This window comes from Paraglaciecola sp. L1A13 (assembly GCF_009796745.1).
In the GTDB taxonomy this organism is placed as follows: Bacteria; Pseudomonadota; Gammaproteobacteria; order Enterobacterales; family Alteromonadaceae; genus Paraglaciecola.
Map to the genome: position 1 here is coordinate 2903602 of NZ_CP047024.1, position 15519 is coordinate 2919120.

12 protein-coding genes are annotated in these 15519 nt (G+C 42.7%); 4 read left to right on the plus strand and 8 right to left on the minus strand.

Annotated features, from left to right (window positions below; translation table 11 throughout):
• Positions 1-50: 50 nt before the first annotated feature.
• A complete protein-coding gene (locus GQR89_RS12150) occupies positions 51-2630 on the plus strand; it encodes a M1 family metallopeptidase (protein WP_158770292.1) in 2580 nt (859 codons plus the stop codon).
• Positions 2631-2822: 192 nt separating this feature from the next.
• Here the strand turns inward: GQR89_RS12150 and GQR89_RS12155 are convergent, their stop codons facing one another.
• A complete protein-coding gene (locus tag GQR89_RS12155) occupies positions 2823-4199 on the minus strand; it encodes an NAD-dependent succinate-semialdehyde dehydrogenase (RefSeq protein ID WP_158770293.1) in 1377 nt (458 codons plus the stop codon).
• Positions 4200-4461: 262 nt separating this feature from the next.
• Complete coding sequence (locus tag GQR89_RS12160) at positions 4462-5706, minus strand: CynX/NimT family MFS transporter (protein WP_158770294.1); 1245 nt, start codon at positions 5704-5706, stop codon at positions 4462-4464.
• 106 nt (positions 5707-5812) lie between these two features.
• Here GQR89_RS12160 and GQR89_RS12165 point away from each other — a divergent pair, with 106 nt between their 5' ends.
• Entirely contained in the window at positions 5813-6604 is a 792-nt protein-coding gene (locus tag GQR89_RS12165) for a helix-turn-helix domain-containing protein (RefSeq protein WP_158770295.1), read from the plus strand.
• A 316-nt stretch (positions 6605-6920) separates the two neighbouring features.
• Here GQR89_RS12165 and GQR89_RS12170 read toward each other — a convergent pair whose 3' ends face one another.
• Together GQR89_RS12170 and GQR89_RS21745 are read right to left on the minus strand one after the other, a co-directional pair.
• On the minus strand, positions 6921-7103 hold the full coding sequence (locus GQR89_RS12170; RefSeq protein ID WP_158770296.1) for a hypothetical protein: 183 nt from the start codon (positions 7101-7103) through the stop codon (positions 6921-6923).
• A 449-nt stretch (positions 7104-7552) separates the two neighbouring features.
• The gene (locus GQR89_RS21745) at positions 7553-7873 is read right to left on the minus strand and encodes a hypothetical protein (RefSeq protein WP_158770297.1); all 321 of its coding nucleotides are present in this window, start codon (positions 7871-7873) and stop codon (positions 7553-7555) included.
• Here GQR89_RS21745 and GQR89_RS12185 point away from each other — a divergent pair.
• Positions 7859-8047 carry a hypothetical protein gene (locus GQR89_RS12185; protein WP_158770298.1) on the plus strand — a complete coding sequence of 63 codons (189 nt, stop codon included), beginning with the start codon at positions 7859-7861 and terminating at the stop codon, positions 8045-8047. The two genes, GQR89_RS21745 and GQR89_RS12185, sit on opposite strands and share 15 nt — an antisense overlap.
• A gap of 171 nt (positions 8048-8218) precedes the next feature.
• Here GQR89_RS12185 and GQR89_RS12190 read toward each other — a convergent pair whose 3' ends face one another.
• The 4 genes from GQR89_RS12190 to GQR89_RS12205 all read right to left on the minus strand — a co-directional run bounded on the left by GQR89_RS12190 (position 8219) and on the right by GQR89_RS12205 (position 12985).
• Positions 8219-8350, minus strand: a complete 132-nt coding sequence (locus tag GQR89_RS12190) for a transposase family protein (RefSeq protein ID WP_158770299.1) — start codon at positions 8348-8350, stop codon at positions 8219-8221.
• Between the two features lie 177 nt (positions 8351-8527).
• The gene (locus tag GQR89_RS12195) at positions 8528-11173 is read right to left on the minus strand and encodes a glycosyl hydrolase family 8 (RefSeq protein WP_158770300.1); all 2646 of its coding nucleotides are present in this window, start codon (positions 11171-11173) and stop codon (positions 8528-8530) included.
• Positions 11160-11711, minus strand: a complete 552-nt coding sequence (locus GQR89_RS12200; RefSeq protein WP_158770301.1) for a PEP-CTERM sorting domain-containing protein — start codon at positions 11709-11711, stop codon at positions 11160-11162. Before GQR89_RS12200 ends, GQR89_RS12195 begins: the two co-directional genes overlap by 14 nt.
• 989 nt (positions 11712-12700) lie before the next feature.
• Positions 12701-12985 carry a YkgJ family cysteine cluster protein gene (locus GQR89_RS12205; protein ID WP_158770302.1) on the minus strand — a complete coding sequence of 95 codons (285 nt, stop codon included), beginning with the start codon at positions 12983-12985 and terminating at the stop codon, positions 12701-12703.
• Positions 12986-13378: 393 nt separating this feature from the next.
• On the opposite strand from GQR89_RS12205, the gene GQR89_RS12210 reads away from it, so the two are divergent.
• Positions 13379-15469, plus strand: a complete 2091-nt coding sequence (locus tag GQR89_RS12210) for a S9 family peptidase (RefSeq protein ID WP_158770303.1) — start codon at positions 13379-13381, stop codon at positions 15467-15469.
• Positions 15470-15519 lie beyond the last annotated feature (50 nt).

Consider the following 15519-nt stretch of genomic DNA (forward strand, 5'->3'; position numbering starts at 1 on the left):
GCATGTCGCACACAGCCAACAACAAACATCTGTTTAACAGGGACAAAACCATGACATTGATACAACGCTGCTTAAGCAGTGCTCTGAGCTTATTCATAATCGCACAAGCCCACGCCGCTGACGTTGCCTATCGTCTAGGCGAAAACGTCGTACCAACGTTTCAAAAAATCCAACTTAAAATCGATCCCAATCAAGCTACCTTTAGCGGTGAAACCACCATCACCGTTACAATTAAAAAAGCGACTGATATTGTGCGTTTTTATCAACGTGAATTAGATGTATACAAAGCAGAATTGATTGACGGCGAGCACCACATTCCTCTGACTGTAATGAGTCAGGACTATGATATTCAGCAAGGTAAGGCCTCTGAATTATTGTCTGCTAAAACCTATCAGTTGCATATGCAATTCAACGGTAAGGTAAATACCACCTCTGACGGTATGTATTTATCTGCCTTTGAAGGGCGTAATTACATTTTTACGCAATTTGAAGACATGCACGCACGACGAGCTTTTCCTGGGTTTGACGAACCCAGCTTTAAAATTCCTTATCAGTTAACGATTAGCGCACCACAGATCCACACAGTTATATCGAACACGCCCGTTTTATCAAAAACGATTGCAGATGGTTGGCAAACCGTCACATTCAAGAAAACCAAGCCAATGCCAAGCTATTTAGTTGCCTTTGCTGTAGGTGAGCTAGATTCCGCTAAAATCACCGGATTATCGGTGCCAGGCAGAATATATACCCCTAAAGGTCAAGCCCATCGCACTAAGTTCGCTGTTGCCCAAACGCCTAAAATCCTCAATGCCCTAGAGGATTATTTTGGCACTCCCTACCCTTATGAAAAACTCGATTTCATCGCCGTGCCTAACTTTACCCATGGAGCGATGGAAAATGCTGGGTTAGTGACCTATCGCAGTAGTTTATTACTGTTAGATGATGAGCCCCGCCTAACCGAGCAAAGTGGCCCTACCAAAACCATAGCCCACGAATTGGCGCATATGTGGTACGGCAACTTGGTGACTATGGCCTGGTGGGACGATTTATGGCTCAACGAAGCGTTTGCCTCATGGATGGAAAGCAAGATCACCATCGCGCTCTATCCTGAGCAAAATACCCAAGCACAACTAGTACAAGAAGGTGCATTTGGCGCAGATGCCAGCCCTACAACCAAAGCGGTAAAAAAAGAAGTTCGCAGCCAAACCGACGTAATGGACGGCCTAGGTTTGAATTACAGCAAAGGTGAATCGGTTTTACAAATGATTGAAGCCCTTGTTGGCCAAGATGCCTTCCAAAAGGGCGTACAAACCTATATGCAAAAACATGCATGGGGCAATGCTCAGGCCGATGACTTATGGGAAGTGCTATCTACTGTTGCTGACTTTGACGTACCAGCAATGATGAAAACCTACTTAGAACAACCTGGCTACCCGTTAGTCACTTTCGCCAATAACGGCGATGTGCTGCAAAGTCGCTATCATTTAACAGGCGCAAAGGTAACCCCGCAAACCTGGGTCGTGCCGCTTGCCATTACCTTTAAGAAAAACGGTAAAATTCAACGTACAACTTTGTTTTTAGACAAAGCAAAAATAAACATCAGTGACTTAGCCCAAGCCCAGTGGATATACCCAAATGATAATGCCATGGGTTATATGCGCTGGCAGATCCCAGCATCACAAATGAGCGCCTTATTAAGTGACGCAAACTCTTTGAACGCCAGAGAGAAAAAGTCACTACTTTACAATTCAGATGCGCTGTTGAACGCTGATAAAATCAGCTTGGGTCAACATATGGCGGTACTTGATGCACTCGCCAAAGACAATGATCCTGTTGTCGCTCGCTCTATGGTAGCGGCGTTAAATGATTTGACTTACCTTGTTGATGATAGCAATAAAGCGCTATTCGCTCGTTTCATTAGCGCTAAATTATCACCGTGGTTTGTACGATTAGGCGTTGTTGAAAAAGAAGGCGACAGCAATGATGTTAGTCGACTTCGTAACGATGTATTCGGGATGTTGGGGCGTTATGCACAAACTCCTGAAGTAGCAATTCAAAGCAAACGTATCACCGAAAAATTCTTGAAAGATGACACCAGTACAGGTAGAGCTATCGCTGGCAATGCCATGCGCAGCTTAGCAGTCAGTGGCGATCAAAGTTGGTTTGAACGTTATCAGACTGCGTATTTCGCCACTACAGATGCCAATACCCAAAATGCCATTCGTTACGGCATGTTGTTTTCAGAGCCACAGACCATGCGTAAAGTGCTGGATATGAGCCTTAATAAAGACGTAAGTCCGGCGAATGTGCTTAGATTTTTATCAACGGCTAGTGCAGCACGAGAAGATAAAGATGTATTGTATCAATGGTTAAATGAAAATATGGAAAAGGTCACCGCTAAAATGCCTGCGTACCATATTGCCCGTATGCCAGAGTATGTATCAGCAAGTTGTAGCGCACACAACATAGCGTTAGCAAGAGACTTTTACCAACAGCATATGGATAAGTACGATGGTATGGCGCGCAGCTATGACGTAGCGCAAGATGAATCGGAACAATGTGCTCAATTAAAGGAAGCTAACCAAGGTACATTCAATCAATACCTCCAAGGCGCTTCCGCTCACTTTTAGCCGTGATCCTTCATAGGTTGTTAATAATCAGGCTTCGTTAAAGATAAATACAGTAACGAAAAAGGCAGCTAGATGTGATCAAGCTGCCTTTTTTATTGACCTATCTAAGCGATGCTTAAGCGGTTAGTTGTATATTCGCACCGACTAAAGTGGCGCTAGTGTTGAACTATAACCATTAGCATAATATCGCCATTATTGAGTGATCATAATCGCTTTCACGTTTACAAATTCACGAATACCGAAGCCACCATGTTCACGGCCGTACCCGCTGTCTTTAACCCCACCGAATGGCAATCCAGGATGCGCAAGGCCGTAACCGTTAATGTTGATCATGCCGGTATCAAATACTTCTCGTGCTAGCTTTATAGCTTTGTCTTCATCTTTACTGAAAATACCGCCGCCCAAGCCATAACGAGAATCATTGGCAATGCGCATTGCATCTTCATCATCTTTTGCTTTAATCAAAGACGCAACTGGGCCGAATAACTCATCATCGTAAGCGGGCGAGCCAGGTTGCACATTTTCCAGCACCGTAGCTGGGTAAAAGTACCCCTTACGATTGGGCACTTCACCGCCAGTTAAGCAAGTTGCACCTGCCTTTATAGACTCAGTCACTTGATCATGTAGTTTATCTCTTAAGTCTTCACGTGCCATCGGCCCAAGATCAGTGTCATCGAGGTTGGGGTCGCCCATTTTAATTTCTTTCATTGCATCGACAAATGCCTCTTTGAATGCGCTGTAGTTCTTTTCAGTCACAATAAAACGTTTGGCTGAAACACAAGTCTCGCCGTTATTTATAACACGACCCATAACACATGCTTCAACGGCAACTTTCAAGTCTGCATCGTCAAGCACCACGTATGCATCGTTGCTGCCTAATTCAAGCACTGACTTTTTAACGTTTTCAGCGGCTGATGCACCAACTTTTTTACCCACTCCATCGCTACCAGTGAAAGATACTCCGCGGACCTTAGGGTGTTTGATTAGTTCGCTAGCGGTTTCCCCGTCAATCAGAACTGACTGGTATGCACCTTTGGGAAATCCAGCGGTTTCGTACATTTCTTGTATTTTTTGCGCCATACCAAACACGTTGGCCGCATGTTTAAGAACTGCCACATTACCCGCCATTAAGTTCGAAGCGCTGTAACGAATAACTTGATACAGAGGGAAGTTCCAAGGTTGAATACCTAGTACTACGCCTATGGGGCGGTAGCTAACCAGTGCTTTACCCTGCTCATACTCACGTTCTTCGTCTGCTAAAAGCGCGGGGCCTTTTTCGGCACTGTAACGGCAAATAGCGGCACATAAATCAACTTCTTGATAGCCTTGTTCTTTGACTTTACCCATTTCATCAATCATTAACGTTACTAAGGCATCACGATTGTCATCGATCACGTCAGCCATGCTATTTAGTAATTTAGCCCGTTCTTCGGGGTGGGTGATCTTCCACGTTTGGAATACCTCATCCGCCTTATCGACAGCCTTATTGGCTTCGTCTTTCGTTAACAGGGTGTATTCACTGATTTGCTCTTCAGTGGTGGGATTAATCGTTTTCACGGTGTTTGTCATACTCTTTTCTCCTAAAGATTGAAAATGAATGTGGAGTCAATCAATAAGGAGCAAAGGAGACGCCAAGACGCGTAAAATTAGATCGCAGATAGCGTAAAATCAGCTACAGGTCTTACTTTTAGTGGCGCGGCGTAAACGTAAAAAAATATGTCTGTTAAAATCAGCTGATTAACAAGCACGACTTACCAAGTCACCGTGCCTGTATTGAAGTAAATATTACAAAGTCGGGATGTAAAGTCTTTAGGCCACAAATTGCTTAGTATTACGACGTGGTAAATTTCGGCAAAACATGGTCACGACCGCAGCCTAACCCGACAATAGCGCAACATAAGCTAGCACTGGCGCATAACCATAACCCCCCTGACCAATTGCCTAGAGACGAATAAAGGTAACCTGCCAGCATAGGCCCAATAGCGGCTAGAGAATAACCAAAGGATTGGGCCATGCCAGATAGTGACGCGGCTTGTACAGCGTCTTGACTACGAAAGCTAATAAAAGACAAACCGAGTATAAAACAACCTCCAGAGCTAAAGCCCACCATTATGGTCCAGTATATGGCAAACTGCGGAGCGTATAGTAAGCCTAAGGTACTGACTGCTCCTATAATCGATATGACCACAGCCGGTATCCGTTGATCTTTGAGTCTTGCCAGCAATGGGATCAACACAAATCCCGGTACCGCTGACGCCACTTGCAACCAGCCATGCAACACACCAGCATATTCAGGGGTGTGCCCTGATTCAACCAGAATATTCGGTAACCAGCCAATCAAAATGTAGGTCATAAAAGAATTAAGCCCAAGAAACAAAGTCACCTGCCAAGCCAGTGGGAAGTGCCACACCTTACTCGCTTTTGCGCAGTTCACCGGTACTTGTACTGATATGTCCGCCGAAATGGTGTCTGGCATAGTGCGGGTGCGCAGTCGCGGGATCCACAATACGATACTAAGTAAAGTGATTAACGAAAAAGCCCCTAACGCACCTTGCCAATTTAAGACTTGCAAACTGGCTAACGGCGTAACAAGCGCTGAAAAGCCGCCAGAGAAAATGCCCATGGCCAATACATAACACGACGTCATCACCGCAACGCGGGCAGGAAAATCGCGCTTAATAAGGCTAGGCAATAATACATTGCCTATGGCAATACCGACGCCAATCGTCGCTGTGGCGATGTACAGTGCCCACACGGAGTCCATCAGTCGTAGGTTAATTCCGCCGCATATAAGCAACAAGGAGATAAAGAGGGACGCTTCTATGCCAATTTTTCTGGCCAACGATGCTGCCATAGGCGATGCAATTGCAAAAGCAATCAGCGGAAGTGTGGTTAACATACCAGCTTGCGTATTACTGAGTTCAAATGCTGCGATGATTTTGTCCAGCAGCGGTGCAATGCCGGTAATCGGTGCACGCAGATTGGCGGCGACAAAAAATATGCCTAACACTAAGACAAACGACGAGGACGCCAAAACGCGAGGACTCAATCGACCTAGCCTTGTTACAGACTCCATTTATAACCCTATGTGCAGAAAGTATGCGAAACGAGAAAGCTATTATATGGGCTAGTAAAACAATATAATTGAGCAATAATGACAATAAATACCTAAATACTGACAAATGACTTTATTGAACTACTTACAGTGGGACAAGCTACAACATTTTGAGTCGATGCCTCAGTCAGTTGTAGCGCGAATAGAAGAGACCCATAACACCCACGAACTGCCTGTTCACACGCACCCCAAAGGGCAATTGATATTGGCGCTACACGGTTATGTAACATGTGAAGTTGAAGGAAAAATGTGGATGGTGCCCACCCACAGCGCCATTTGGATCCCCCCACACATTCCCCACAGTAATCGCGCATTCAACCACGCCAACTTATGTCATATATTCATTCAACCAAGTGAACTACGCATGCCGGATCACGCCTGTACTTTGGCAATTAGTCCGTTAATCAAAGAGCTTATGTGTCATTTTGCCACATTAGATCAACATTACTCAGTACTAAGTGCCACTCATCGAATGGCGCAGGTATTGCTGGATTTACTAAGTGTAATGCCGCCTCAGCCCTTCGACTTACCTCTGTCAGCCCACCCCACCGTGACAAAATTAGCTGAGCAACTTTTTTCAAATCCGTGTGAGCGTAAAACATTGGCCCAGTGGGCAGCTCAACTTGCTATGACTGAGCGCACGTTAGCGCGCTTAATCAAAAAGGAAACCGGTATGACCTTTGGTAAATGGCGTAACCAGTTGCACATGATCATTGCTGTGCAAAAGCTCACCGGTAAAATGTCGGTGCAACGCGTATCTGAATACCTTGGTTATCACTCAGTCAGCGCTTTTATTACCATGTTTAAGGGAGTACTAGGACAATCCCCTAAACGTTACATGACTGAGCAGCATGAATAATGACAACTGCGAAATAGTGAGAAATGAGATAATCCTTTGCATACCGAAACAATTAACCGCAAATGTTTAGCCTTCGGCGCTTCTAACGTTTCATCGTCATGGTCGCCGGCACAACCTGACCAATAGCTAGTTAATTGGTTTGAGCGGCCAGCAGACTTGGAGGGTATTATTTTTTTAATTGACCTCTGGCCGTAAAGCGAACATCAAAGTCCCATTCCAAGACTAGAAATTAATGGCTGAAATTGCTGGCCACGGGCAATAGCCAGAGGTCGCTAGTGATTTACAATGACTTGCTATATTTTTGTCGTTGATACTATTATTTACGTTCAATTAAAAGAGTATATGAAACGACAAAACCACTGAACCAAGTGTTGGAGTTCATAGAAACAACCACCCAACCCTCTTTCGCAATATCATCAAGCTGATTGTTAAGAGCATCTAGATCAACGGATCCAAACCCCATATACTTTCTTTTGCTAAATTCTACAATTTTTCTCATTGAACATGCTTCCTGCCGATTGAAATTTAGCGCCCGCATAAATTGCGCAGCAAGTTGGACGCTTTTCTGCGTCGTTTGTTTGTAAAAAACCGAACTGCTTTTAACAGTCAAATCTAATGCGTTTGTTAAATAGTCTTACGCATCCTAACCACGGCAAGAGCTTGAATGCCTAATTATCACTCAATTCACTCGCATCCCGCTAAAAATACAGTATAAAAGTAATCAGTATCCATTTGCAGCCATGCGTCGTTTACGTCTTATACTGGTTATTCTGCTCCTATCAACTTTTATCAGATCAATCCCGATATGCCTTAAGCGGACGATATTATCTGCTCCATCACCACGGTTTATCAGACAGTTATCTTATCGCACCACGGTGTCCAGAACCCAGTGCAACTTACTTTCTATACTCCAGTGGCTTCGTGCCGCTTTACTAAATTGTTCTGGCGTCAGCAGGGTAGAGCTAATGTAGCAGCAGTATCCTGGTAACTTTTTTTGGCATTATACCTGTAGTTTATCGCCATACCAATGATCTTTAAGCCTGGCCAAGAAAGGAATGTCTTGGCGATATCGCCTCCATCTAGAAAAGGATATTCACAGGCTTCAACGCGGCCATGTCCTTTCTCCATATGGAGGGTAGATGCTTTATTCGCAGAGGCCAAGGCCTGTTTGATACTATCGTCAAACCTCTTCTGGTTATCCTTGACCGCAATCAGGTAATCCGCTCCATTATCTATAATGGCCTTAGATATTTTATGTCGGCATACCATGGCGTCAATCGTGATGAGGCAACCTTTGATGTCCAGCTAATCGGGAATGGCTTTGATTTCATTCGACTTGGCGTCGGTCTTAGTCTGCCGGATAACCACCCCATTAGCAGCGGCAAAAGCGCTGATCATGTGTATTGCAGATTGTTAGTCATGACGATTATACGAGCTGCGTAAATACGTACCACCCACCGCGACCACAACCCTTCGCTCAGCTTCACCACCTCTTGTATCCAGCGAATAAAGGTCACTGGGGGCTATCGTATCGTGTACAGGCAATCCATCTTTAAATAATCCCAAACCCTGTAGTCAAGTTAATCTGGCTTTACCGAAATCTTCAATAACCTCCTAGGACTCGCAACCGGTGAAGATGATACAAATAAGTAAGAACAATACATCGCAAGGGGGATAACTTATTTTCGCGGTTTGGCGAGGGTCTTTTACATAAGCGAAGTGTTGGGCAAATACATCGATTGTCATGGTTGACCTCCAAAAGGGGGTATACAATCACAGTGATATCAGCCCGTCATATAATGTTATTTTTGTTCAAAGAACGTTCATGATCTTGCCTTGTAACGAAGACCTTACTTAAAGTTTAATGACAAAAAAAGCCAGATGATTGCACATCTGGCTTCCTAATTGAGGTTTGCTTACAAATTACTCAGGTTTGTAAATCTTATACCCACCTGAAACATGTAATAAACTCATCATATGTAACATACCATCGTAATAACGATACTTGCCAGTTGGCGCATCTTGCTGCCATAAATATTCGATCATATCTTTGGCAAACGGGTTTTCACTTGCCGTGGCACCAAAAGCATTCATAGCTGTACGGCCATGTCCACGATAATTAATACCAGGTTCACGCACACCGTCAACTTCATATATAGCTATGAAATCGCCTTTAGTCGTTACTTCTTTATTAAAAAAGTTGACTTGGCGATCGACTAACTCTTTAAGGTCGGCACTTTCGCTTATCCAATAATAATCCAAGGCTAAGTTACCCATTACACGGTAAGAGTCGTAGGCACTTTTGTGACTATTATTGTTAAAACTTGTGTATTGCGGCGCACCATCATGGCTTGCATAATCACTATATAAACCAGTAACTGGGTGAGCGGCTTTACCTAAAAACTCTCGACTAATTGCCGCAGCTTCATGCCAATAATCATTATCTGCATCAGCCCATAAGGCCCATAACTCATAGAAAGCAGGTAAGTGATAAGACGGGTCAGTGAAACTATCAATATTAGGCGTGGTTACAAACTCAATCTGTTTATAAATTGGATTCATCATCAAACGTGTATTGTCTGACTGGGTATAAATCATATCATGCAAGATCGCATTCGCTTCTGTCTGATAATCATAAATACCTGCTGTGCTACCCCATCTATTGTTAGCAAAAAATAGAGCCATTGCAAAAAACTCCTCGCCATCTGGCGCAGGATTAGCTGCTATAGGAGCATAAGGTGCCACTGCACTAAGCTGCCAAGCAAAAAAGTCTTTATGAACTCCTGACTTGTTTTGCATTTTGTCTTTGGTAAACGTCCATAATTTGTTAAATGTGGCTTGATCGTCCATCAGTACCGAGATAAACATACCGTAAGACATACCTTCTGAGCGAATGTCATTTGAATCAATGGCTTTAATAAATGCCATATCTTCCCCTACGCCGTATAGCAAGCTAGTGTTAGATTCAACTCTAACCGGGCCATCACTTGCCGCCGCAGCACTGACTTTAACGTTGTCGATTTGTATGTCACCCACTATATCAACTACTTTACCGCCAGCTAAAATTTGCAGACCTACACCACTTAACTTAGTAAAATCGAAACCACCACTTACATAGCCAAAACTAGCGCTAGGACCGACATTATTAAACGTTAAGGTAAAAAACTCATCGGCTGGATGACTGGCGATAGAGGCATAACCTATAAAACCAGGTTGATAGTTTGTGTCTTCAATCACCAATTGCGTGATCATACTGCCATCATTAACATAAGATGCCGGTAACTTAACATCAAATGAAATGCTTGCCCCGCCTGTAATATCAACCGCATCAAACTGTTGGTATTTAACAGTGAATACATCACCACTACTGTGCCAACTTGGGGACACATTAAGTGTGCCTGCATTTTCACTCAAGACAACATTGACGTTTGTACCATTATCTACAGCCACAACCCAATTATTAATATCATTGTCGAATGTATCAATAAACGCTTCTTCTGCTGGCACTTCTAACTCATTCGGTAAACTAATACTGACTTCATCAATAATTATATCGCCAGTAACACTAGTAGGTTTTCCGTTCGCCAAGAATTGAAATCCAAAACCTCGCACTTGCGTAAAATCAAAACCTTCAGCAATATAGCCAAAACCGGTATCAGGTCCTACATTTTCAGCTGTGATAGTGACTCTGCCATTTGTGACTAAAGCATTGTAACCAAAAAAGCCAGGGTTAAAGTTTGCGTCTTCAATAATTAACTGGACCGCCATACTGCCATCAGTGACGTACTCGTCAGCCACTTCCATTTCATAGACAATAGTTGCACCAGAGGTAATATCAATGGAAGGAAATTGTTGAAATTTCACCGATAAGTTGTCGCCATTACTGTTCCATGTAGGAGTAACTTGTAGAGCCTCATCCACTACAGCCAAAGTAGCCGTAACTTCTGTGCCATTATCACCATTTGTTATCCAACCAGTAAAACCATCAGTAAAACCTTGGTAAAATTCTGCCTCAGATGAATCAACGGGAGCAACTGGCTCATCAGGAATAAGTTCAAACAATTGTGCGTAGGTAGACTGTAATTTAGTGGTGACTTGTTCTTCAGTGGCAATGCCATGCTCAACAAAAAAGTTGGGATAAACACCTGTGTGATAAGCTGAATTTTCAGAGAAAGTATCAGCAATATTGCCTTTTGCTGGATCGTACTGAATATCCCAAGTTAGGTCGTTATTGCTAAATGTCCCTCTACGATTGACGATAAGTACAAGTGAACCATTCATTATTGCTGATTCATCAGAACCTAGAGAAGACAACGTTAAATCACTACTTTGAACAATTCCATTAACGTTATTAGAACTCACTCTAAGGGCTATATTTTCTACTGTATCGGCATCATTTGTGACAGTGACGTTCATCTCATATTGATACTCAAAACGACTAACCCTTGATTGTTTGGTTATCGAAAGACTCTCAACCAAAATATCTGCATATGACATTTGTGATGAAAATAATAATGTACATCCAATAAAGGACGATAAGGAATGACGTACTTTTTTAGTTAGCAACATAATTAGACACTCCTTTTTTACGTTGGCGTAAAAATATGAATCCTAAAGATGCAAACAATATGCACAAAATAGATGGTTCAGAAACAGCAGAAGATGAAGATGCGACATCATTTGAGCCCGACTCTATAATATCAAAAGTATTTGGATCATAAATTTCAAATGCCTGACTAAATGACACAACATTTGGCGCACCTAACCACTCAAAAGAAATCTTTAATCCACTCAGAACATCTCCAACAGCTAACGGGGCACCCAGTGCAAGTCCATCAACTAAGCCAGGAAGTGGGGCTGCAAAGATTGCTGGGTCTACTGCCAATACATCCCAATCAGTAGGGGTATTGAGCACTTGAATATTTTGAAACAGGCCAAATTCAAAATACAAAGTGAATGCATCGATTACTGATGCGCTGTTGTTCGTTAGCGCGTATTCAGCAGTATAAACATTGCCATTATCTTTGTTGATATCTACGTTTATTAGTGCGGCTTGGCTAGTGCTACATATTAGCAACAACGTTAGCATTAAAATTTTTTTATACACTATTATTAACCTTATTAAGTTGTGTGATTTCCTAGTAAGTCCTTGGGCCAATTTTTTTGATAAGTTGAATATTTACTCTCCTATATCAAATGAATTTTTAGCCTCATTCCTTCTCGGCGAAGATACTACACACAAAAAATTTACAAATTAACAACAACTTGTATTTAAGGTTTTTTCGTAAAAAGAAAATTATGATTCATAAGAAAACTGTGGACTGAGAATAGGTAAATTAAAAGACATCTTGGCTGATACCTTGTTAACCAACATCCCTGTTATATCAATAATGGCTGCCTGTCGGCTAACTGTCGTCTATTACTCAATTGTTTTCACGTAATTCAGAATTTAAAACAAGCGTCTCCCACTGTTGGGCAAACCAGTTTTGAAAAAAAATTATAAAGACATATATTTTTTTTCCTTCATATTTCAATAGCATCATCATGACAGAGCACTGATAAGCGGACTGAATGGGAACATTGACTCTTTAATAATACAGGTGCCAGCATACCCATATCTGACTAACAAATTTGAACGAGAAGCCGACACTCAAATAGAGGTCTGATACTCAGATTTAAAGTTGGAAACGGAATCAAGAAAATTTTATTAGCGCTAATACTATCAACCTCAAACGCATAAGACTTTTCTTCCTCCTATTAAAAACTATGTAAAAATATTGTCCAAAATTAAATTAATGACTTAGCTATTTTCTGAAAAACAAAGTGAGACAGGACAAAACTGCATAATAGGAAGCGAAATAAGCATTCTTCACTAAACGCCAATATACCTGTTATTTTGGACAGGCTATTCAAATGAGAAATACTCAGCGAGTCAGTTAATTTATAGTCCCCTTAGTTGGGAACTTATGATGCAAAAAAAGCAATGGCGAACGTCTGTAATTAGAACAAAGCGCCTACATTACGTTAAACCGGATTTAAAAATATAAGATTAATCTTAAGGGACACCATCTGATTTACTTTTAGAATGTGTGGGTCTTAAGTACGCTCATCGAGGCATTCAAAACCGCCCATCTCAAATTCGCGGCAAATTAACGGGCGGTTTTCATAAATAGTACACAGCATGGTTTCTCTATCGACAGCTGCGCACCAGCCATCTTCCAAACGATGCATCACTTGTCCGCCCCAATCATCCTCGGCAATAAATTTTTCGGGCACACCGGTTTCGGTAATAAGCATGACCTCAAGGCGACAACAATTCGCCCTGCAAGTCGCACACGTTACTACTTCACTCGTCGGTAGGTTGGTTACATCTATTGTCACAATCTGCCCTAATGTCGTCTGTTCAATACAGGAATGTTCCCTGCTAATTAAGCAGATCTTACACTATTCGCTCAAAAACTGATGCGATAAAATATTATCTGTTGTTCTATTATCTGTAATTTTAGTTATGCCTGAATATCTCTTAGCAAACACTAGCATTGACGGTTTACCCCATAAATATGAACAACTCAAATTAGCCGTTAGGCATCACCTTAAAACTCATCAGAACAAGATCAATATGCAGTGGCATCGATTGAAACAGAGAAAAAAAGTGGGTAACTAACGTGCTAGATTTGCCACCCGTCTCATTGGGTATTCTTGATTGCCCAGACTGTGTTAATTTGAATCCGTAGATAAAATAAATACAAAACAGAAATGACAGGGAACACTCATATGAACAAGATTAAAAAAGCCATTGCATTAACGCTGCTGACAACACCCATCGCATTCAGCGTGCCCTATGCTTTTGCTGCATCAGCAGATAACACGCTGAAGCTAGAGGATATTTTCACTTTGGAATACGCCTCTGGACTCGATATGACTAATGATGGCAAAGCCGTTTATTTCGTGCGTAATTACATGGATATACAAAGCGATAAAAAACTGGGTAACATTTGGAAAGTCACCAAAGACAAAGTAATGACGCCCGTTACTAATGGATTACACGCAGACTTCAGCCCTACCCTATCGCCAGATGAAACTAAATTAGCATTTATCTCAACCGCAAGCGGCTCGCCGCAAGTGCATATTAAATGGTTAAACGGTGGACAAACAGGGCAAATAACCCATTTAAGCGGCTCACCGTCTAATCTAAGTTGGTCGCCAGACGGAAAAAGGCTCGCATTTAGTCAATTCGTTAAAGGTACACCCAAGTCACCTGTCAGTCTTAAAGGAAAACCAGAAGGCGCAAAATGGGCCGATTCAGCCATTTACATTGATGACCTTTTTTATCGAGCCGATGGTGCTGGCTACATTCCTGCAGGTAACAGTCAGATATTTGTTGTCTCTGCAGATGGCGGTACACCCAGACAACTCACGCAAGGCGAGTTTGACCATGGCGGTAATATCAGCTGGAGTAGCGACAGCAAAGCAGTTGTATTCTCGGCGAATCGCCACCCTGATAGCGATTTAGAACTCACCGATGACAATGTCTATCGGGTCGATATCGCAAGTGGTGAAATGTTGCAACTGACTGATCGAATTGGCCCAGACAATAGTCCAGTGGTCTCGCCAGATGGTAAATTGATTGCCTATTTGGGATACGATGAAAAATATACCAATTATGAAAACACTCAGTTGTACGTGATGGATGCAAACGGTGGTGTTAGCCGCTCCCTTACTAATGATTTTGATCGCTCTATTGGCAATGTTAAGTGGGCCCATGATAGTAAAGGCTTGTACGTCAGCTATGACGACAAAGGCGAAACCTATGTGGCCTATCAACCACTTAAAGGTAAGCGAAAAATTGTTGCTGAAAAAATCGGTGGCCTCTCTTTTGGTCGCCCATACTCAGGTGGTGAGTTCGATGTAGCCAAAGACGGTACAGTGGCGTTTACTTATTCCGATCCACAACGCCCTGCGGATATTGCTATTCAAAAAGGTGAGCAACCAAATGTGCTCACACAATTGAATGACGATGCTCTTGGCCATAAAGACATTGCCAGCATAAAAGAATTAAACCTAACATCGTCATTTGACGACATGCCTATTCAAGCTTGGGTCGCCTACCCACCGGGGTTTGAGGAAGGTAAAAAACAAGGCCAACGCTACCCGCTTATTCTTGAAATACACGGAGGCCCAGTGGCTAATTATGGACCACACTTTTCCGCAGAAATTCAGCTTATGGCCGCCCAAGGTTACGTAGTGGTTTATGCTAATCCTCGGGGCAGTGACAGCTATGGCAAAGCGTTCGCTCAGACCATAGATAAGAACTACCCTAGCCAAGATTATGACGATTTGATGTCTACCGTGGATGCCGTAATCGCCCAAGGCTCAATTGACGAGAAAAATTTATTCGTTACCGGCGGCTCGGGTGGCGGCACATTGACTGCTTGGATTGTTGGTCACACTGAGCGTTTCGCTGCAGCTGTGGTCGCCAAGCCGGTAATAAACTGGTACAGCTTTGTATTAACCTCAGACTTCTATCCGTTTTTCTATAAGAACTGGTTTGGCAAAAAACCGTGGGAGGCACAGGACTTATATATGAAGCACTCGCCTATAAGTTATGTAGGCAATGTGACGACCCCCACTATGCTGCTAACCGGTGAATCAGATCACCGCACACCTATATCTGAAACCGAGCAATACTATCAAGCGTTAAAATTGCAAGGTGTAGAGTCAGCGATGGTACGTATACCCGGTGCATCTCATAGTATTTATAAACGCCCGAGTAATCTTATGTCAAAAGTGGGTTACATCATGTGGTGGTTTGATAAACATCGCACGGATAAATTAATAGAGCGTGATCGCAGCATATCCAAGTAAGCTCGCTCACCGAAGATTATTGCGCGCTGAACGCGCTTTCGTTAGTTTAG